The following is a 19,122-nucleotide window of genomic DNA, read 5'->3' as shown; positions in this document are numbered from 1 at the left end:
TTTTAGACAAGGATGAAACGAAAAACACTTGCCTAAACGCTATTTTCTCAAAAATCTTGTTACATAGCCTACTTTATCAGCATGACAGTTATATAAAACGGTTTTAATTGTATGAATTCTATATGTGTTTTCTGTGGTTCTTCTCTCGGTAATGACCCGATTTATCAGCAAATGGCACAGGCAACAGGTCAGGAAATTGCGGCACAAGGTAAAACCTTGGTTTACGGTGGTGGTCGTTCTGGTCTAATGGGTGTGGTAGCGGATAGTGCCTTGCAGGCAGGTGGGCGAGTGATTGGGGTCATCCCAAATGCTTTAGTGGATCGTGAGCTTGCTCACACGGGTTTAACTGAATTGCATATCGTCAATAATATGCATGAACGTAAAACTAAAATGGCTGAGCTATCCGATGCTTTTGTGGCATTGCCAGGCGGGGCTGGAACCTTGGAAGAAATCTTTGAACAATGGACATGGAGCCAACTGGGGATTCATCAAAAACCATGTGCATTTTTAAATGTTGATGGTTTTTATGATGACTTGATTAAGATGCTACACGCTTCAGTTGAGCGTGGTTTTAGTCAAGAACGTTTTGTGGATCGCTTAATTGTCGCTGAGCAAATTAAGGAAATTCTTGCCGCATTTTCGGCATATCAACCTGCGACACCAAAGTGGATGTCGACAGCTGAAATTCAAGCTTAAGGATCAACTTGTGAAAATTATAACTGTAGCAGCTGCCGTCATTTTAAATGAGCAAAACCAATTGCTTTTGGTGCGCAAGCAAAATACTCAGGCATTTATGCAAGTCGGTGGCAAGCTTGAAGTTGATGAGGCACCTGAGGTCACGATGCAACGTGAAATTTTGGAAGAAATTGGCTGTGAATGTGAATTAACTCAGTTTATCGGTCAGTTTGAAACTGCCGCAGCTAATGAACCTGATCATGTTTTAGTGAGTTATGTCTACGCGGTTGAATTAAAACAGCCACCGCAAATTGCAGCTGAAATTGCGGAAATGAAATGGATTGAACTTGATGACCAATCCACTTTGTTAGCGCCATTGACTAAAGAAGTTGTGATTCCATGGTGTCAGCAAAATCGAGTGAGTTGATTGTTGGATTTTGTGCGGCTGCTACGCAGGCACTGTAGATCTGCTGGCAGCCAAGTTGGGTCAGTACTTTAGATAAAGCACTAATCGAACTGCCTGTGGTGAGTACATCATCGATAATGAGTACTTTGCGATAACGAATTTGATTTGGTGGTGCAGCAATAAATTGTTGTTCAATATCTTCCAGTCGCTCTAAACGGGATAAGCTTTTTTGTGAGTGCTGCGCCAAGCGTTGTACTGGCTGCCAAACTGGCACATTCAAACTTTTGCTCAATGCTTTGGAGAGTAGAAGGGCCTGATTAAAGCCACGTTCTGTTAGTCGATCAATCGAAATGGGCATAGGTACAATCGCATGCACTTTCGGTAGTTTAAGTTGTAATAGCAAACCATTTAACAGTCTTTGATGATGAAGTTTTTGCTCATATTTAAACTGTTGAATGATCCGATCAATCGGATAGTGATAATGGCATGCAACCAAGACTTGTTGCTGATTACGCTCGATACTTTGCTTTAACCAAGGCAGTTGTTGCCAGCAACTTTGACAAACACCAAATTGGCGTTTCATACCAATGTCGCAGAGACTGCACGGTGTAAAATAATCAAAAACTTGCTGTGCTGATATGCCAAGTCGTTTAAACATAGGCATATCTTGGGGCTTCAGGCAGCCAGCGCTTTAATAGTCCTTCCGCATGTTGTGGGTAGTCCTTTAGAATTTGCTCTGCCACATAATGTGCTTGGGTAAGCAAATGATCATCCCGTTCTAAACGTGCCACTCGAAAGCCCATATCACCTGTTTGCTTTGTACCGAGTAACTCTCCTGGGCCTCGTATTTCTAAGTCCTTTTCTGCAATGATAAAGCCGTCATTACTTTCACGTAAAATTGAAAGCCGTTCCTGACCATTTTGAGACAGGGGTGTTTTATAAAGTAAGGCACAAAAACTGGCTGTTGCTCCGCGACCCACACGACCACGGAGTTGATGCAGTTGCGAAAGCCCCAAACGCTCTGCATTTTCAATCACCATAATCGACGCATTCGGTACATCGACCCCGACTTCAATCACTGTGGTGGCAATTAACAGTTGGGATTGATTGTCTTTAAAGGCTTGCATGACACTTTGCTTTTCATCAGCCTTCATTTTACCGTGTACCAAACCAATGTTGATGTCTGGAAAACGCTCTTTAATCTCTTGATAAGTGGCTTCTGCAGCTTGCGCATCCAGCGTTTCAGATTGCTCCACTAAGGTACAGACCCAATAGGCTTGTTTACCTTCGCGGCAATTGCTGGCAATGCGTTGTAATACCTGTTCACGACGTTCTAATGGGATCGTGACGGTTTGAATTGGTGTGCGTCCAGGAGGTAACTCGTCAATAATTGAGGTGTCTAAATCCCCATATGCACTCATCGCTAAAGTGCGAGGGATCGGTGTTGCCGTCATCACCAATTGATGTGGCGTAAATTGGTCTGCACCCTTATTTCTTAAGGCAAGACGTTGGTCAACACCGAAGCGATGTTGCTCATCAATAATCACCAAGCCAAGTTTAGAAAATCCAACAGTGTCTTGAAACAGGGCATGTGTACCCACGATCAGTTGCGCATGACCTTCTTTGATTTGTTGTTCTGCATGGGTTCTGGCTTTGCCTTTTTGTTTACCTGACAGCCATGCAACCTGAATGCCTAAAGGTTCAAACCAGCGTTTAAAGTTTAAGTAATGCTGTTCAGCTAAAATTTCAGTTGGTGCCATGAGGGCCACTTGCCAATCCGCCTCTAAGGCATGGCACGCCGCGATTGCAGCGACCAAAGTTTTACCTGCGCCTACATCACCTTGCACCAAGCGTAGCATCGGTTGATCTTGTTTAAGATCTTGCAGAATTTCTTTGGATACCCGTTTTTGTGCATTGGTCATTTGGAAGGGCAAACCTTCCAAGAGTTTCTTCGCGAGTACTTTACTGCTACTAAAGCGTGGAGCAGCAATCTGGCGAATATAAGCACGTCGGGTGAGTAAACTGATTTGATGGGCAACCAGCTCTTCAAAAATCAGACGTTGTTGCGCTGGATGTGAACCTTGATTGAGCTGCAACATGTTGGCATCGGTTGGCGGCTCATGGATGTAATGCAACGCCTCTTTAAGTTGGTAGCCATTGCTATATTTGCTAGGCAGTAATTCAGGTAAGTCATCACTATGATGTTGCAAGGCTTGGCGGACATATTCACGCAGCTTGGGTTGAGTTAAGCCTTCTGTGCTGGGATAAATCGCAGTGAGTTGTGTCTTAGGTAAAGCGGTATGTTGCTGGATCACTTGAATTTCAGGATGATAAAGCTCTAAACCCCGTGCACCAACGCGAACTTCACCAAAAATCCGCAGTTGTTGCCCCATCTTGATGCGATCAGTCAATCCTTTATAAATATGGTAAAAGCGCAAAGTTACTTTGCCAAAATCATCTTGCACTAGGGCTGCAAGCGACTTCTTTTTCCCTGGGGGAAAGTCGACAGAGCGGACTTCACCTTCAAGTAAATAACTTCGCCCAACGATCAGCTGATTCATTGGAATAATAGTGCTACGATCTTCATAGTCACGGGGAAGATGGAATAACAAATCATCCGTGCTAAAAATATGAAGCTTTTCTAAGAGGGTCGCTGCGGCAGCACCAACGCCTTGTAATTGCTGAACTGATGTCATCTCTGCTCAAAGGTGTGTATGCATATTTTATTTATTGGTTATGGTAAAACATCTCAACGTGTCGCTAAACACTTATTTGAGCAAGGTCACCACATTAGCACAATTAGTCGCAGTGAAAAAACAGATTGTTACGCGACGCATTATATTCAGGATATTCATCAGCTGGATTTAAGTAAACTGCCACCTGTTGATATAGTGTATGTGATATTGGCCCCTGCACAGAGTGGTATAGTGGCCTATCAGCAAACCTATCTCGACAGTGTGTTACCCATTGTTAACGCACTCAAAGTACATCCCGTAAAACGTATTGTCGTAGTGTCTTCGACCCGTGTTTATGGTGAAAATGCAGGAGAGCGAATCGATGATGAATCGTTGATACAACCTGCTGATGAGCAAGGGCATATTCTTCGAAAGATGGAATTGCTTTGGCAGGCGCATTATCCGCAACAAAGTATTATTGTTCGCCCGACTGGCATTTATGGGACGTCGATTGCACGGTTAACAAAGTTGGCCGAACAAACATTAACTTATCCAACGATCCATTTTAGTAATCGCATTCATGTTGATGATTTGGCAAAGTTTTTAGCACTATTAGTTAATTTATCTAAAGTGAAACAAAGTTATATCGTTACCAATAATACACCTATGCCGATGCATGAAATTTTGTTGTGGTTTCAGCAGCAATTAAATTTACCACGTTTAAAACTATTGTCAGAACAACCCACAGGCAAACAAATTTACGCGACACGCTTGGTAGACACAGGTTTCCGATTTGACCATTTGATTTGCTTTAATGACTATGCAGCAGCGTTATTGGTACATAGTAATGAAAAATAATTAGATTACACTGTAAAGAAAGTTTAAATAGTTGGTATGTATTTTGAATCTAAAATACGAACAGATTCCGTAAGGGAACCGCCTGAATTGAGCACATAGTTTGCGGAGAGGCGTAAAGGTGATACATGAGAAAAATAATTTGCATGGTCTTATTGGGATTGATCACGACAGCGAGTTGGGCTGTTGAACAAACATGGTGCGTGTTTGATCCTTTAAGTACAAAGGGTGATATTAGCCGTCGTTTACAAGACATTCGTTTGTATGCGCTCCAGAATCAAGTTCAATTAGATTTTCAAACCTTTAAAAATGAAAAGGAGGCTATACAAGCTTTTGATCAGCGTAAATGTTCAGGCTTGGTGGCATCTAACTTTAATACCTATCGCTATAACCGCTTTATGGGAACAACAGGGGGAATTGGTTTGATTCCCAATAATCGTGTTGCCAGAGTCTTTTTACAGCTTTTAAATAATAGCAATGTGGAAAAGCGTATGGTCGGGGCAGATTATGAAATGCTGGGTATGATCCCGATCGGCACAGCTTATATGATCATGAATACGCAACAGATCAATAAGGTGTCTCAATTAAAAAATAAGACCATTGGTATTTTAGAGAATAATCCACCACAGCAGGCATTGGTACAAAGTGTAGGCGCTAAACCCGTCTACGTAGATTTTTCCAATGCGGTGGAATCCTTCAAGCAGAAAAAAATTGATATTTTGGCTGCACCTGCCTATGGCATATTGCCGTATAACTTGAAAAAAGAGTTTGGTGCAGACACGCAGGTCGTTAACTTCCCTATGGCATATTTTGCGATGAATATCGTGATTCGACCACAAGTCTACCCAGCAGGCTTTGGTCATCAAATACGATCTTGGTTTGTACGTAATAGCAATGTACTTGCTGCACAAGCCATTCAATGGGAAAACCATTTACCAGCCTATTACTGGGCGGATATCTCAGGTTATGAGAAACAGGGCTATGACGCGATGGTGGTCAAAATTCGGAATCGTTATGTCGACTCTGGTTATTATGATGCATATTTTGTATCGCTCATTAAACGTCTTAGATGTTTGGATGATCCGAAGTATTTGGAGTGTCGTTAGTGCATTAAAAAAGGCAACCGAAGTTTGTAATATTGATCAGTGAATAATAATTCTGTGATGACTGATTTAAAATCTCCCCTAACCCCTCTTTAAAAAGAGGGGAATTATTGAGAATCTTAGATGATTTTAGATTTCTGAAACCCCCTCCTTTGAAAAAGGAGGGTTGGGGAGGATTTATTCTGCTTTTAAGCTTTTAAGCTTTTAAGCTTTTAAGCTTTTTTGCGTTTTAAGCGACGTTTGGCTTGTTGAGATGCCATGGCTTCTAATGCTTCAGCCAATTCCTCATCACTAAATGTAGTGATGTGCTGCAACATTTGTAGCGTCGTCTCATCTAAGACCAGCTGTGCACCTGCGGCCATTTCACTGAAGTTATCATCATATTCAATGAAACCTTGCTCATTATTACGAATATAATTTTGTTGAGTGAGGACCTTAATAAAGCTTTGGAATAAGGCTTTGTCAAAGAACTCAGGTGAGTTGAATTCATACAGCACAGATAAGCGTTGACCTAAGAGGTGACTCAGCTCTTCAACTTGCTTGGTTGAAATGTTGCCTGAACCACGCTGAGTAATCAGTGCCAGTGTCATATAATAACGTTCTAAACTTTGCTTTACTGGTAGAGCTAAAGTGACAAGCTTTTGATGTTCTTCGCTATTTGGTGTTGGACTGAATAAATTGCCATCATGATCTTGGAAAATCAAACCAATCTGAACCAAGGCATCGATATAATTATCAATCTGCGTTTGTAGATCAGCAGCTTCCCATTTCATGAATAATTCAGCTTTTAAGAACGGATACAAGGTACGGATCACATTACTTAAATCATTCTTGTGAATTTTACCATTGTGTTCAACCAGCGAAGCCACCAATGACGGTAAAACAAAGGCATGCAAAATATTGTTGCGGAAGTAAGTCAGCAATACCGCTTGATTATCTTCAATCGCAATAATATCGCCTAACACATGTTGTACACGTTTGATTAACTTGAGCTTGAGACCATAAGCAATGATCTCTTTACCTGACAATGAGGTGACTTGCGTGCGCTCATCATATGGTTGTTGTGTTGCCAAGTCACGGTAGATATCGAGCTGTTTAGCACAGATTTCTTCATCTAAAGTGTGCTTTGGTGTTGCCAATAGAATTAAAGACAGTAATGACACAGGGTTGATGACGACAGCGCGGTTGATGTTTTCTAAGATCAGATTGGCTGAGCTTGCAACGACATTAGAAATCTCTGTGGTGCTTGCGGTATCAGCTTGAATATTCTCCGCACCCTGTTGTTTCAAAATATCATTTAAGAATACAGGTTCACCAAAGTTGACATGCACTTTACCGAAGATACGTTCAATTTTACGTAAGGTTTTCACGATACCAAAAATGGATTCCGCTTCTTTCGGTTGACCTTGCATTTCGCCAACATAGGTTGAGCCTTCCATCAGGCGCTCATAACCAATATAGGTTGGTACGAAGACGATCGGCTTTGCGGGACCACGTAAATGACCTTGAATGGTCATCGCCAGCATCCCAGTCTTAGGCGGGAGTAAGCGACCTGTACGTGAGCGACCACCCTCAATAAAGTATTCGATAGGCGTGTTGCGCGATAAAATGCTGTATAAATATTCTTTAAATACAGAGGTGTAAAGTGCATTTCCGCGGAAAGAACGGCGAATAAAGAATGCACCACCACCACGTAATAACTGACCTACAAATGGTAGATTAAGGTTATCACCTGCGGCAATATACGGAATCATCAAGCCACGCTTATAAATCACATAAGACAGTAATAAATAATCGATATGGCTACGGTGACATGGGGTGTAAACGATTTCGTAGTCTTTTGCCAACTCACGTACGGTACTGAAATTATGTACCTCTACGCCGTCATAGAGTTGCGTCCATAAACGGGTTAAGGCCATATCGGCAAAGCGTACCGCAGATGCCGAATAGTCAGACACGATTTCATTGACATAGCCAATGGCACGACGTTCAGCTTCGAGCATACTGATTTTATGCTGAATGCTTTCACGACGAATGGCATCTTGTACCTCAGCTGACTTCACTACTGATTGCATCACATTGCGACGGTCTGATAAGTCAGGGCCAAGCACCACTTCACGTTGCTGATCTAAATAGGTATCTAAAGAACTTGCAATATAGGTTGCAGGCGAGATATTTGGATGGTTGGTCTTGGCATAATCTACCAACTCACGCAAAGATTGCGGTTCATGGAACTCTAAATAAGACTGGCGACCATGCAAGCCAATATTCATCAGTTGTTTAACTGTGCCTGGAGTTGCCCAAGTATCTGAGAATAATAATTTGAACCAAGAGTCTTCTTTGTCTGGCGAACGACCCCAAAGTACAGTTACAGGTACCAGCTGAATATCAATATCAGTTTGTTGTTCAAGTGCTTCAACTAGTTGTAATAGGCGGGGGGGGAAAGTTTGAGTATTAAAAAAATTGTTTTCGTTATGGTGTAAAAACAAGACTGAATTTTTTTCTTGATAGCTCCCAAAACTCAAGGGGTCTAAGGCCGGTTTTAAATTGAGACGACGGGTTTCACCATCAACCACCAGTGCATTACTACGCGAATAATTTTGTAAAACATAGCAAACTAACTTATTTGAATCGGTTGTGCTTTGCTCTGTTGTGGTGGATTCTGTAGGAACTTCACCAAGAACATGTGGGGTTACCACAAGGTCAAGTAACTTACTCGAAAGTTGGCGATACATTTGACCAAATCCAGTCTTGGACATTACAAACTCCTAAATAATAATCCTGACATCGAGTCATGATGAACACGACATTCTGCGATATTCTTACATGAAACGGTATGTTATTTTCTGACAAAATATAGCGTATTTGGTAGATTTTATCGTTAAAAATCGTATTTTTAGCCGCTATAAATACATATTAAGATAATCAATACATCATTATCGTGACGGATGAATCATTTTATCCTGACCATTGTCATTTGAATTTGTGGCACAATCAAAATTATCAACCCTGAAAGGATTGGTTGATCTCTCCTCATTGATGTTGGAAGACTATTACATGAATGCGTTAACTCAAGAATTGGTAGAACTGTTGACTCTGGAAAAGCTTGAAGAGCATATTTTTCGAGGCAATAGCCGCAATTTGGTAGGCAAGCGAGTGTTCGGTGGGCAGGTTCTTGGACAAGCATTAAGAGCAGCGTCATATACCACGGATCGTCCAGCGCACTCTTTACATGCCTATTTCCTGTATGGTGGCGATGTCAATGCACCGATTATTTATGAAGTTGATCCACTCAGAGATGGTAAAAGCTTTGCCAGTCGACAGGTTCGTGCGATTCAACATGGCCGTACTATTTTCTCTGCAATGGTCTCTTTTGCCAATCCAGAAGAAGGGCTGAACTATCAACACAAAGAGCCTGAGTACCCTGAACCAGAGACCTTAAAGTCTGAGAACGAGCTGAAAGAAAGTCTGATTAATTTTGTACCTGAAAATGTACGTGCTAGTTTTATGCGTGAACGTCATGTGGAAATTAGGCCTACACAGTTGATTAATCCATTTCAGCCGCAGCCTGAAGCACCGTTCTATGCGCATTACATTCGTACCCATGATACCATTCCAGCTGATTTAGATGAAATCTCACTGCATCAGGCAATTGTGGCATTCTATTCAGACTTTACCTTGATGACCACGGCTTTACGCCCACATGGTTTGTCATGGATCTCTCCAAACTTACAATGTGCCAGTATTGATCACACTATCTATTTCCATCGCCCACTGCGTGCAGATGAATGGATGCTTTACGACATGGAAGCAACGATTAGTGCCAGCTCACGTGGCTTAAACTTTGGGCGGATGTGGCAAAATGGACAGTTGGTCTGTAGTACCGTTCAAGAAGGTTTGATTCGGCTCAGAGAAATTGAAACCCAGTAAAAAGTAAACCAGTACTAAGGCCATCATTCTGATGGCTTTTTTTATCATAAGGATGTGACAAAAAATTGCTCGATTCTTCAACATGAGCATGCCATAGTACCGATAAGTTAAATGTTTACCCATTAAACAATGAATTTAAATACACAAATTTTAATTGCAGCTGTGCTTGGCGTCGCTTTCGGTTTTCTGTTGCTTGCCTATCCACAAACTGCATTTGTTGAATCTAGTCTTTACGGACTGGGCATCTTAAGTAGTGTTTTCATTGGCTTATTGAAAATGCTGCTGATTCCATTGATTTTTAGCTCAATCGTAGTTGGGGTTTCCAATTTACAGGCAGGCGGTCAATTCGGGCGTGTCTGGAAAATTACGGCATTGAGCTGCCTGACGACGACCACCTTGGCTTTAATTCTAGGGATTAGTTGTGCGCACCTGTTTGATGTGGGTAAAGGTGTCGATATTCAGCTGTTTCAAGCAGCAATGGACAGTCATCAAACACCAGACACCTTAACGCCATCAAGTTTTGTCACCACCTTTATTCAAAACACTTTAATTAACCCATTTAAGGCATTTAGCGAAGGCAATGTGTTGGCTGTGGTGGTGTTTGCCTTATTCCTAGGTGTGGCATTGGTCAAAGGTGGCGAACGTTTTAGTCTCGTCCGTAACATCAGCCAGCAATTCTTTGACATCATGATGATGTTAGTGGGTTGGGTGATGAAGCTTGCACCGATCGGGATTTTTGCGCTTTTAGCAAAGTTGATTGCGACTGAAGATTTGTCTGTATTAAGTCGGTTGGTTGAATTCGCGGCAGTAGTGACGGGGACGACCATTTTCCATGGTGTGGTGGTGTTACCTGCTTTGTTGTGGATTTTTGGTCGTATGAATCCCATTACCTTTTTTAGAGGGGCGAGAACGGCTTTAGTCACAGCTTTTGCGACCAGTTCGAGTTCAGCAACCATGCCGCTGAGTATGAAGTGTGCACAGGAAAACTTAGGTGTACGACCGCAAACGGCAGGTTTTGTAATTCCTTTAGGCACACAACTGAATATGGATGGTACTGCTTTGTATGAAGCTGCGGCTGCCTTATTTATTGCCAATTTGATGGGCTTGGATCTGAGTTTAACTCAGCAGGTTATTGTGTGTTTAACCGCCATGATTGCTTCATTGGGCGCGCCAGGGATTCCGAGTGCGGGGATGGTGACCATGATTATGGTGCTACAGTCAGTCGGTTTACCTGCGGAGGCGATTGCAATTTTACTGCCGATCGACCGCGTGTTGGATACGGTCCGTACTGTGGTTAACGTACAGGGTGATATGATGATTAGTGTGGTGGTTGATCGCTACGCAAAACAGGCAGAAGCTGAATCAAGCTGATCGTATTGGGCGCAAAAAAGCAGGAGATGACTCCTGCTTTTTTTATTCTAAAAAGAATGATTATGCTGCGGGTTGTAAGGCGCGTTTTGCAGCAGGGGAATTATTTAAATAATTCACAGCATCTTGGGTATTGCCTTCTTTGACTGGGTCATACCAAGGCATGAGGTAATCAATTTGTTGTGCAACTAACCATGCAGGACCTGGCAAGATTTTAGCGTCTTTTAATGCAATCTTCGACCATTCAATCCAGATCCATGGTTTAAATAAGCTTGGTTTCTTGTCAGCAAAACGAGGGTCTTGGCTCATGATATGCGCTGCACCATCGACCCATAGGCCGAGTACACCGATAATGACGGCAACACTCATGTAGTAACGTGCGATATAACCACCGCCCAAATGACGATAGAGATCAAATGCAACGGTACGGTGTTCAATTTCTTCAGAGCCATGCCATTTAATCAAATCGATCATTTCTGGATCTGCACCGAGTTCTTCCCAGCGTTTGTTATACAGTGCATATTTGCCCAGTACACAGGTCATGTGTTCAACAGTCGCAATCACACCGAGACGGAATAAATCCCACTGATGCTCGAGTGCTTTTGGAATTTCTTTATCAAAAGGCTTATCTGCCAAGACCTTGGTGAATAAGAAATCCATGATGTCGAGGTTACGCTGAATATCAATATTGCGCTGCGTCAAATATTCTTTATTGGCTGAGGTATGAGCAACGGCATGCATTGCTTCCTGACGAATAAAGGCTTGGACGTCTTGCTTTAATTTTTCATCGGTAATTTCTGGAAGGACTTTGTTATATAAACGGCAAAACCAAAACTCACCAGCAGGTAAAATGTTGTTAATTTCATTAATAAAATAGCTGGCAAAAGGCTGGTTTGGAATCCAATCCACTGGCGTATTTTCCCAGTCAAATTTTACTTTGCGTGGGAGGATTTTATAGTCAATCGAAGAACCAAGAACTTTGTTCTTCACAAATGATAGTAATTTCATCGTTTAGTCCTAATCGATAGTGCAATGAACCAACACTAAGCAGTATATGAAAACTACCTAGTGTTTGTGTTTAGCAATTCGGGACAATTAAAAATTATTTTATGCAACTTGATGCATAAAATGCACTTTTTATTCTTGAATGTCGGTTTCTGAGGCTTCTGGGATTTGGCTGAGGTCAAATTCCGCTGGTTGATCAAGGGTGTAATTCAAACGACCTGCCATGACAGTTGCCAGTTCTTCTAAGCCAATGCGATTGAGAGATGAGAACAGTTGAATTGAGAAATCGAGTTTCATTTTCTTCAATTGCTGTTTTACATCAAATAAAACTTCATTGGCAGGGCCGCGGTTCAACTTATCTGCTTTGGTCAGCAGGATATGTACAAATAAATGACGTGAATGTGCCCATTCCAGCATCATCAAGTCAAAGTGCTGTAAAGGATGGCGAATATCCATCAATAGCACCAAGCCTTGTAAGCTTTTACGGTGGATTAGATAATTTTCGAGTTCTTTCTGCCAAACGATTTTCATCGCTTCAGGAACCGCTGCATAACCATAACCAGGTAAATCGACCAAGCGCTGATCTGGATTGCCCAAGCTGAAAAAGTTGATCATTTGGGTACGGCCCGGTCTTTTTGAAGCGCGTGCCAGTTGCTTTTGATTGGTCAAGGTGTTGATTGCACTTGATTTACCAGCATTGGAACGGCCAGCAAATGCGATTTCATAACCTGTGTCTTCTACGCATAAAGCCAGTTTCGGCGCACTCATCAAAAATTCAGCTTGGCGTAACCAAGTTAAAGACTGTACTGCATATTCAGTTAATGCAGGGTCAGCCTTTTTTTCATAACTGATTTTTTGTTTAGGTGCGAGTCTGGCTTTGGTATCTTTCGATTTTTCACTGCGACGCATAGAAGCTTACTTTTGAATAGAAATAGCAACGACCATTATAAAGGATGTAAGGCGTTCGTGCGAACCCTTCGTCTGTATGCGATTTTAAGCTTTCTGAATAAGCTCTAAAAAGTCGATATTTGAGCGTGTGGAAGAGGGGATAATGCCCTGTTGGACGACTTCGCCAAGCGTATATTGATCCAGGCTTTGATAAAAGCATTCTAAGGCTTGATCTAAAATTCCTTTTAGTCCGCAGTTGGCTCGAAGTACGCAAGGAGGGGTATTACATTCAACAATTTGATGATTGCCTTGTAAGGTTCGGACAATCGCACCTAATTTCAGATTTTTGGCTTCCGGATTGAGGCGCAGGCCACCGCCTTTACCACGAATGGTCACAATCCAGTGTTGCTTGCCCATGAAGTGCACGACTTTAACCAAGTGGTTTTGCGACACATGTAAGTCTTCTGCGATATCTGCAATCGTATAAGGTACATCACTCGGACGAGCGACATACATCAAAATTCTGAGTGCATAATCAGTAAACTTATTGAGTTGCATGTGGTTTCACTCAATCTAGTGCAAGAAATAGAAAGGGCTAGTCTAACATAGACTAGCCCCATGCAAAATGTAGTGTGGCTTAGCTGAGTTTAACGCCACCTGTGCCAAAGGCTTCGCTGTGAATGTTGGCAGCAGGAATACCACGAGCAACCAGTGCCTGATGTTGCGCTGCCATAAATGGCATTGGGCCACATAAATAATAATCGGCATTGGTTGGTAATAATGCGGCATCGATGCTGCTTAAATCTAAACGTCCAGCAACATCGTAGTCTTCCCCAAGGTTGTCATTTTCATGTGGAAACTCATATGCCGTAAATGTGCTTAAACGTGGATAGTTGGTTTTAAGCTCTTGGATATGCTGCTTCATGGCATGCACTTGGCTGCTGCGGCAGGCATGAATGAAATTCACGGGTTGCGGCATATCTAAAGTCACCAATTGGTTCAACATTGCAATCATTGGGGTTAGACCAACACCACCACTGATAAAGACATTACGCTTGCTGCTATCGATCAGATAGAAATTACCTGTTGGTGCAGATACTTCAATTTCAGAACCTTCAGCTAGACCATGCAATGTGCTGGATACCCAACCACCAGCGAGTTCGCCTTTTTCATCCTCACGTTTGACTGAGATACGTAAATAATCTGCCTGTGGGCTTGTTGAAAGCGTGTATTGACGCGGTTGTCTTAAATTCAACTCAGGTACAAATACGCGAACTGAGATGTACTGACCTGCTTCATAGTGTGGTAATGCACCGCCGTCTACAGGGGCAAGGTGGAACGAGGTAATCTCATCACTTTCCACCACTTTTTTGGCGATTTTAAAATTACGCCAGCCTAACCAACTGCCTTGAGTTTGTTGATGTTGATCATAAATGGCTTTTTCAGTACTGATAAATAGATCAGCCAATTGACCATAAGCGGCAGCCCATGCGCCAATCAATGGATCTTCCATTGAAATATTGAGGACTTCACTAATCGAGTGCAAAAGGTTTTCACCGACAATGCCGTAGTCAGGGGATTGAATATTTAAACTGACATGTTTATGCGCAATCATTTCAACCACAGGCAAAAGCACAGAAGGGTCTTCAATATTCTCTGCATACGCCAAAACTGCACCTGCAAGTGCCTGTGCTTGAGCCCCACTGCGTTGGTGTCCCATATTAAAGGTTTCTTTTAATTCGGGATGATTACCTAACATGCGGTTATAAAAGTATCCAGTCAGTGCAACACCATTTTCGCGTAGGACAGGAACAGTGGCTTTTACTAGGTCAATTTGCTGTGGAGTCATGCTTGATCTCTCTTGGCTATCATTTATAAGATGTATTTAAAATACATCTTATAAGGTGTATTTGCAATGCATATTTAAATAAAAGCCATAAAAAAATTAAGGGATAATAGATTATCCCTTAATTTACAAATGAATATGGATTTATTTTTTACCGAATAATGAACCGAGTAAGCCACGAACAATTTTTTGTCCAGTTGTCCCACCTAAACTACGCGCGGCACTCTTGGCAAAAGTACCGACGATATCTTGAGTGAGCTTCTCGCGATCACGCTGTGACTTTTCTGCGGCTTTTTGTTGCTCACGGGCAAAACGTTCTTGTTCTTTGGCTTGTTGCTTGGCCAAAGCATCTTGCTCTTTGCTTTGCTGTTTGGCTAACTCATCTGCCTCTTTTTCTTGGGATTGTTGCAATACTTTCTTTTGCAGCATTTCATAAGCACTGTCTCGGTCAATGGCTTGGTCGTAGACACCCGCCACAATACTTTGCCCAATAATCACTTGACGTTCTTCAGGCGTGATCGGGGTAAAGGAGGAGTAAGGAGGCATCACCCAACCGCGCTCCACAATCTGTGGCGTCCCTTGTTCATCTAGGCAGCTGATCAATGCTTCACCGACTGCAAGTTCAGTAATGGCTTGATCGACTTTAAACTCTGGATTGGCACGGAAAGTATCCGCTGCGGTTTTGACTGCCTTTTGGTCTTTGGGGGTAAATGCGCGTAAGGCATGTTGTACACGGTTACCCAGTTGCCCTAATACGCTTTCAGGCAGATCCAGTGGATTTTGGGTAATGAAATAAATCCCCACACCTTTAGAGCGGATCAAACGTACCACTTGTTCAATCTTTTGTTGCAAAGCAGGACTCGCATTATCAAATAGTAAATGCGCTTCATCGAAGAAGAATACCAGTTTTGGTTTATCCATATCGCCGACTTCTGGTAGTTGTTCGAACAGTTCCGACATCATCCAAAGCAGGAAAGTGGCATATAACTTCGGGGTGTTCATCAGCTTATCTGCAGCCAAGATGTTGATATAGCCATGACCATTGGTATCAGTTTGAATGAAATCGAGAATATTCAGGCTTGGCTCACCGAAGAACTGTTCACCGCCTTGATCACCTAAAGCGAGTAGATTGCGTTGAATTGCACCCAGACTGGCAGGGGAAAGGTTGCCATATTCGGCTTTGAGGCTGGCAGCATTTTCACTGACATAAGTCAGCATAGCTTTCAGGTCTTTAAAATCGATCAGTAAAAGACCTTGATCATCGGCAACACGAAACACAGCTGAAAGCACACCTTCTTGGGTGTCATTCAGATTCAGCATTTGTGCCAGTAATAAGGGACCAATCTCTGAAATGGTAGTACGAATTGGATGGCCTTGCTGACCGAATAAATCCCAAAAGATTACTGGAGATGCTGCAAAAGGAATTGCATCTAGTTGCAGGCTTTTTAGACGCTCATCAAATTTAGGATTGCTGCTGCCTGCTTTGGCAAGACTAGATACATCACCTTTGGCATCGGCAAGGAATACCGGTACACCAATACGAGAAAAGCTTTCCGCCATCACCTTAAGGGTTACGGTTTTACCAGTTCCTGTCGCACCTGCAATCAAACCATGTCGGTTTGCATATTTAGAATGTAAAACAATATCTTGTGTTGTGTCAGTGGTTTTTTTTGCAATAACGATTGGTGTACTCATTCTTCACCTGTTTTTAATCTCAATCGAGCTGTTTTAATGCGTTTTGAATATCTTGAATTAAATCTTCTGGATGTTCTAGTCCTATACAGAAGCGAACCAATAAACCTTGTTGTAAATGTGTATTTTTCAAAGTACGCATTTGTTTTAAGTCATACAACATTGCCAGACTGACAGGACCGCCCCAACTAAATCCGAGTTTAAACAGCGTTAGGCTGTCGCAGAACTTTCGGATCATGGCTAGATCATATTCTGGTTTGAAAATAACACTGACCAAGCCTGCACTTTTACCAGTGCTGCAAATTTCTGTCCAGAATTGATGGCCTGCTGCATCTGGATCGCTTGGATGCAGGACTTGGCTAAATTGTGGTTGTTGTTTTAACCAATTTAACAAAGTGAGTGCACTTCGAGCTTGTTGTTCATAGCGTAAAGACATATGTGCCAAGCTGCGTTGGATCTGTGCTGTATCATCACCGGAAACTGAAATTCCTTGGATGGCATGCATACGATAGAGTTTGTGATGGAGTGCTTGGTCATTTGTGACTACAGAACCCATTAAAATATCGCCACCACCGCTTGGGTATTTGGTTAGTGCATGAACTGTAATATCAACAGTGAGATGCTCATCTGAGAAATCAAATGCATTGAAAGCCAGCCCTGCGCCCCATGTATTATCCAGTGCGGTGAGTACATTGGCCTGCTGTGCTTTTTTAACCAAGTTCTTTAAATCGGGAAATTCTAAAGTGACTGATCCCGCTGCTTCAAGCCAAATCAATTTTGCTTTTTCAGTCGGTTGAAAACTATTGGCATCAATTGGATTATAAATTTTAACGCTGATGCCATAACGATCTTGCAGATTATTTAAATGCTCAAGATTAGGGCCATAAATATTATCGGCGACCCAAACCTCATCACCTGAACTTAAAATGGCACTATTCACGAGATTAATCGCAGATAAACCGCTTGGTGCAAGCAAGCAATAACGTCCGCCTTCAATTTGCGCAATATTGTCCCCTAATGTAAACGTCGTCGGTGTGCCGTGTGTGCCATAACTATAGTCATAAGCATCGGTCCAATGGCGCTCAAAAAGGTGCGCCGTACTTTTAAAGATAATGGTCGATGCACGAAATAAGGGAGGTTGTACGGTTTCAATGTATTGAGGGGCTTGGCGTGGTGCATGAATTAGATTGGTTTGTGCTTTATTGTGTGTTGTCATGGGGCATGGGCTAAATAAATATAATGACTTAGGTTAAGAGAAAATCAACCAAGCCGCTAGTGTTGCGCTGCTTTTGTACAGAATCGGTACGGATTAATACGATTGCTCAAAACTGGCTTTATTTTTGCTAAGACTAATTATCATTCTAACGATAAATAGGTTTTAGCGCATGAAGTCGCATTTAAGAGTGCACTATTTTCAGCACATTGCTGGCGAAGGTTTTGGCAGTTGCTATGACTTTTTGAAAGCACATAAAGCAAAAATTACCGCAACCGAGTTTTTTGCATTACCTGTCGATTTACCATTGGAGTTGGAGGCCTTACCACGAGTAGATGAAGTTGATCTACTGATTATCATGGGGGGAACCATGAGTGTGAATGATGAAGCAAATTATCCGTGGTTAAAGCTCGAAAAAAGATGGTTACGACGTTATTTGGCTGCGGGTAAACCTGCGATTGGGTTGTGCTTGGGCGGTCAGTTAATTGCCAATGCCTTGGGGGCAGCCGTGAGCCGAAATCCGTACCAAGAATTAGGCTGGATGGATGTGGGTCGTGCCTCGCATGTGCCTGAGGATTATTTCCAGATTCCAGAGCAATTGAATATATTGCAATGGCATAGCGAGACTTTTGAAATTCCAAAGGGTGGGGTGCGTTTAGCAGAGAATAAAGTCTGCCGAAATCAAATGTATCAGATTGGGCGTAATGTTCTTGGATTTCAGTTTCATCCAGAAATGACACCACAGACCTTGGCGCTGTTGATTGAGAATGAAGAGGATATGGCGGTTTTTAATGGTGAATATGTGCAACCGATATCTGAATTAAAAAGAACCATCAAAAGTAAATTTGAACAGGGAAATCGTTTGTTGAATCAGGCAATCGATTATGTTGTGAGTGCATAGCAGGATTGATTGCTTAAAAAATGAAAAGAAGAATTGCATAAGACTTAAACAATCGTTATAATGAGCGACCCTCAAATGGAGGGCGTTTACTACGAAGAAAGTAGTTAACGCATTACAGTCGTGGCATCGATCATGACCTTAGTGATTTTCACTGCCCTTGACACTTACCAGAATGGTGAGGTGCGTCATGGGTGATTCTTTATATATTTGGCTTGGAGTTTACTGGTATGTCTAACCAGAGAATTCGTATCCGTTTGAAGTCTTTTGATCATCGTCTGATTGATCAATCTGCTCAAGAGATCGTAGAAACCGCTAAGCGTACTGGCGCACAAGTGTGTGGTCCAATTCCGATGCCTACTCGCATCGAACGCTTCAACGTTCTTACTTCACCACACGTCAATAAAGACGCTCGTGATCAGTACGAAATCCGCACTTATAAGCGTTTGATCGACATCGTTCAACCAACAGATAAAACTGTTGATGCATTGATGAAGTTAGATCTTGCTGCTGGTGTTGATGTTCAGATCGCTTTGGGTTAAGGCTTTCGGTTGATTAACTTTTAAGT

General features: G+C 42.2%; 17 protein-coding genes. 8 read left to right on the top strand and 9 right to left on the bottom strand.

Annotated features, from left to right (window positions below):
- Positions 1–111 precede the first annotated feature (111 nt).
- Together GBI66_RS07365 and GBI66_RS07360 are read left to right on the top strand one after the other, a co-directional pair.
- A complete protein-coding gene (locus tag GBI66_RS07365) occupies positions 112–696 on the top strand; it encodes a TIGR00730 family Rossman fold protein (RefSeq protein WP_151715634.1) in 585 nt (194 codons plus the stop codon).
- Positions 697–706: 10 nt separating this feature from the next.
- A complete protein-coding gene (locus GBI66_RS07360; protein WP_005209105.1) occupies positions 707–1,102 on the top strand; it encodes an NUDIX domain-containing protein in 396 nt (131 codons plus the stop codon).
- On the opposite strand, the gene GBI66_RS07355 is transcribed toward GBI66_RS07360, so the two are convergent.
- A complete protein-coding gene (locus tag GBI66_RS07355) occupies positions 1,056–1,739 on the bottom strand; it encodes a ComF family protein (protein ID WP_151715633.1) in 684 nt (227 codons plus the stop codon). The two genes, GBI66_RS07360 and GBI66_RS07355, sit on opposite strands and share 47 nt — an antisense overlap.
- Positions 1,732–3,777, bottom strand: a complete 2,046-nt coding sequence (recG, locus tag GBI66_RS07350; protein ID WP_151715632.1) for an ATP-dependent DNA helicase RecG — start codon at positions 3,775–3,777, stop codon at positions 1,732–1,734. Before recG ends, GBI66_RS07355 begins: the two co-directional genes overlap by 8 nt.
- 18 nt (positions 3,778–3,795) lie before the next feature.
- Here recG and GBI66_RS07345 point away from each other — a divergent pair, with 18 nt between their 5' ends.
- Both GBI66_RS07345 and GBI66_RS07340 read left to right on the top strand, forming a co-directional pair.
- Positions 3,796–4,614: an NAD-dependent epimerase/dehydratase family protein gene (locus GBI66_RS07345; protein ID WP_151715631.1), complete on the top strand. Its 819-nt coding sequence runs from the start codon at positions 3,796–3,798 to the stop codon at positions 4,612–4,614.
- Positions 4,615–4,739: 125 nt separating this feature from the next.
- The gene (locus GBI66_RS07340) at positions 4,740–5,717 is read left to right on the top strand and encodes a putative solute-binding protein (RefSeq protein WP_005185273.1); all 978 of its coding nucleotides are present in this window, start codon (positions 4,740–4,742) and stop codon (positions 5,715–5,717) included.
- A gap of 209 nt (positions 5,718–5,926) precedes the next feature.
- Here the strand turns inward: GBI66_RS07340 and plsB are convergent, their stop codons facing one another.
- Positions 5,927–8,473, bottom strand: coding sequence for a glycerol-3-phosphate 1-O-acyltransferase PlsB (gene plsB / locus GBI66_RS07335; RefSeq protein WP_151715630.1), 2,547 nt, complete (start codon positions 8,471–8,473; stop codon positions 5,927–5,929).
- 298 nt (positions 8,474–8,771) lie between these two features.
- Here plsB and GBI66_RS07330 point away from each other — a divergent pair, with 298 nt between their 5' ends.
- The gene (locus GBI66_RS07330; protein WP_004804100.1) at positions 8,772–9,644 is read left to right on the top strand and encodes an acyl-CoA thioesterase II; all 873 of its coding nucleotides are present in this window, start codon (positions 8,772–8,774) and stop codon (positions 9,642–9,644) included.
- Between the two features lie 129 nt (positions 9,645–9,773).
- Positions 9,774–11,015, top strand: coding sequence for a dicarboxylate/amino acid:cation symporter (locus GBI66_RS07325; protein WP_151715629.1), 1,242 nt, complete (start codon positions 9,774–9,776; stop codon positions 11,013–11,015).
- Positions 11,016–11,075: 60 nt separating this feature from the next.
- Here GBI66_RS07325 and GBI66_RS07320 read toward each other — a convergent pair whose 3' ends face one another.
- The 6 genes from GBI66_RS07320 to GBI66_RS07295 form a co-directional block, all read right to left on the bottom strand.
- Positions 11,076–12,020 carry a metal-dependent hydrolase gene (locus GBI66_RS07320; protein ID WP_004804105.1) on the bottom strand — a complete coding sequence of 315 codons (945 nt, stop codon included), beginning with the start codon at positions 12,018–12,020 and terminating at the stop codon, positions 11,076–11,078.
- A gap of 129 nt (positions 12,021–12,149) precedes the next feature.
- Positions 12,150–12,926: a ribosome biogenesis GTP-binding protein YihA/YsxC gene (gene yihA / locus GBI66_RS07315; protein ID WP_005185270.1), complete on the bottom strand. Its 777-nt coding sequence runs from the start codon at positions 12,924–12,926 to the stop codon at positions 12,150–12,152.
- Positions 12,927–13,010: 84 nt separating this feature from the next.
- Entirely contained in the window at positions 13,011–13,463 is a 453-nt protein-coding gene (locus GBI66_RS07310; RefSeq protein WP_005147145.1) for an Rrf2 family transcriptional regulator, read from the bottom strand.
- Positions 13,464–13,542: 79 nt separating this feature from the next.
- Positions 13,543–14,754: an NO-inducible flavohemoprotein gene (gene hmpA / locus GBI66_RS07305; protein ID WP_151715628.1), complete on the bottom strand. Its 1,212-nt coding sequence runs from the start codon at positions 14,752–14,754 to the stop codon at positions 13,543–13,545.
- A 141-nt stretch (positions 14,755–14,895) separates the two neighbouring features.
- Positions 14,896–16,446, bottom strand: coding sequence for a helicase HerA-like domain-containing protein (locus GBI66_RS07300; protein WP_151715627.1), 1,551 nt, complete (start codon positions 16,444–16,446; stop codon positions 14,896–14,898).
- Positions 16,447–16,465: 19 nt separating this feature from the next.
- Entirely contained in the window at positions 16,466–17,659 is a 1,194-nt protein-coding gene (locus tag GBI66_RS07295; RefSeq protein WP_151715626.1) for a PLP-dependent transferase, read from the bottom strand.
- A gap of 169 nt (positions 17,660–17,828) precedes the next feature.
- On the opposite strand from GBI66_RS07295, the gene GBI66_RS07290 reads away from it, so the two are divergent.
- Positions 17,829–18,557, top strand: a complete 729-nt coding sequence (locus GBI66_RS07290; protein ID WP_004804112.1) for a type 1 glutamine amidotransferase — start codon at positions 17,829–17,831, stop codon at positions 18,555–18,557.
- A 227-nt stretch (positions 18,558–18,784) separates the two neighbouring features.
- Entirely contained in the window at positions 18,785–19,096 is a 312-nt protein-coding gene (rpsJ, locus tag GBI66_RS07285; protein ID WP_000070912.1) for a 30S ribosomal protein S10, read from the top strand.
- The last annotated feature ends 26 nt before the right edge of the window (positions 19,097–19,122 follow it).

Source organism: Acinetobacter sp. TUM15071 (assembly GCF_008980925.1).
In the GTDB taxonomy this organism is placed as follows: Bacteria; Pseudomonadota; Gammaproteobacteria; order Pseudomonadales; family Moraxellaceae; genus Acinetobacter; species Acinetobacter dispersus.
This window is presented reverse-complemented; position numbering and strand designations above follow the sequence as displayed.

Bases quoted from the DNA above. Each gene is read 5' to 3' on its own strand.
- GBI66_RS07365 (WP_151715634.1), top strand. From the start codon at position 112: ATGAATTCTATATGTGTTTTCTGTGGTTCTTCTCTCGGTAATGACCCG.
- GBI66_RS07355 (WP_151715633.1), bottom strand. From the start codon at position 1,739: ATGTTTAAACGACTTGGCATATCAGCACAGCAAGTTTTTGATTATTTT.
- recG (WP_151715632.1), bottom strand. From the start codon at position 3,777: ATGACATCAGTTCAGCAATTACAAGGCGTTGGTGCTGCCGCAGCGACC.
- GBI66_RS07345 (WP_151715631.1), top strand. From the start codon at position 3,796: ATGCATATTTTATTTATTGGTTATGGTAAAACATCTCAACGTGTCGCT.
- GBI66_RS07340 (WP_005185273.1), top strand. From the start codon at position 4,740: ATGAGAAAAATAATTTGCATGGTCTTATTGGGATTGATCACGACAGCG.
- plsB (WP_151715630.1), bottom strand. From the start codon at position 8,473: ATGTCCAAGACTGGATTTGGTCAAATGTATCGCCAACTTTCGAGTAAG.
- GBI66_RS07330 (WP_004804100.1), top strand. From the start codon at position 8,772: ATGAATGCGTTAACTCAAGAATTGGTAGAACTGTTGACTCTGGAAAAG.
- GBI66_RS07325 (WP_151715629.1), top strand. From the start codon at position 9,774: ATGAATTTAAATACACAAATTTTAATTGCAGCTGTGCTTGGCGTCGCT.
- GBI66_RS07320 (WP_004804105.1), bottom strand. From the start codon at position 12,020: ATGAAATTACTATCATTTGTGAAGAACAAAGTTCTTGGTTCTTCGATT.
- yihA (WP_005185270.1), bottom strand. From the start codon at position 12,926: ATGCGTCGCAGTGAAAAATCGAAAGATACCAAAGCCAGACTCGCACCT.
- GBI66_RS07310 (WP_005147145.1), bottom strand. From the start codon at position 13,463: ATGCAACTCAATAAGTTTACTGATTATGCACTCAGAATTTTGATGTAT.
- hmpA (WP_151715628.1), bottom strand. From the start codon at position 14,754: ATGACTCCACAGCAAATTGACCTAGTAAAAGCCACTGTTCCTGTCCTA.
- GBI66_RS07300 (WP_151715627.1), bottom strand. From the start codon at position 16,446: ATGAGTACACCAATCGTTATTGCAAAAAAAACCACTGACACAACACAA.
- GBI66_RS07295 (WP_151715626.1), bottom strand. From the start codon at position 17,659: ATGACAACACACAATAAAGCACAAACCAATCTAATTCATGCACCACGC.
- GBI66_RS07290 (WP_004804112.1), top strand. From the start codon at position 17,829: ATGAAGTCGCATTTAAGAGTGCACTATTTTCAGCACATTGCTGGCGAA.
- rpsJ (WP_000070912.1), top strand. From the start codon at position 18,785: ATGTCTAACCAGAGAATTCGTATCCGTTTGAAGTCTTTTGATCATCGT.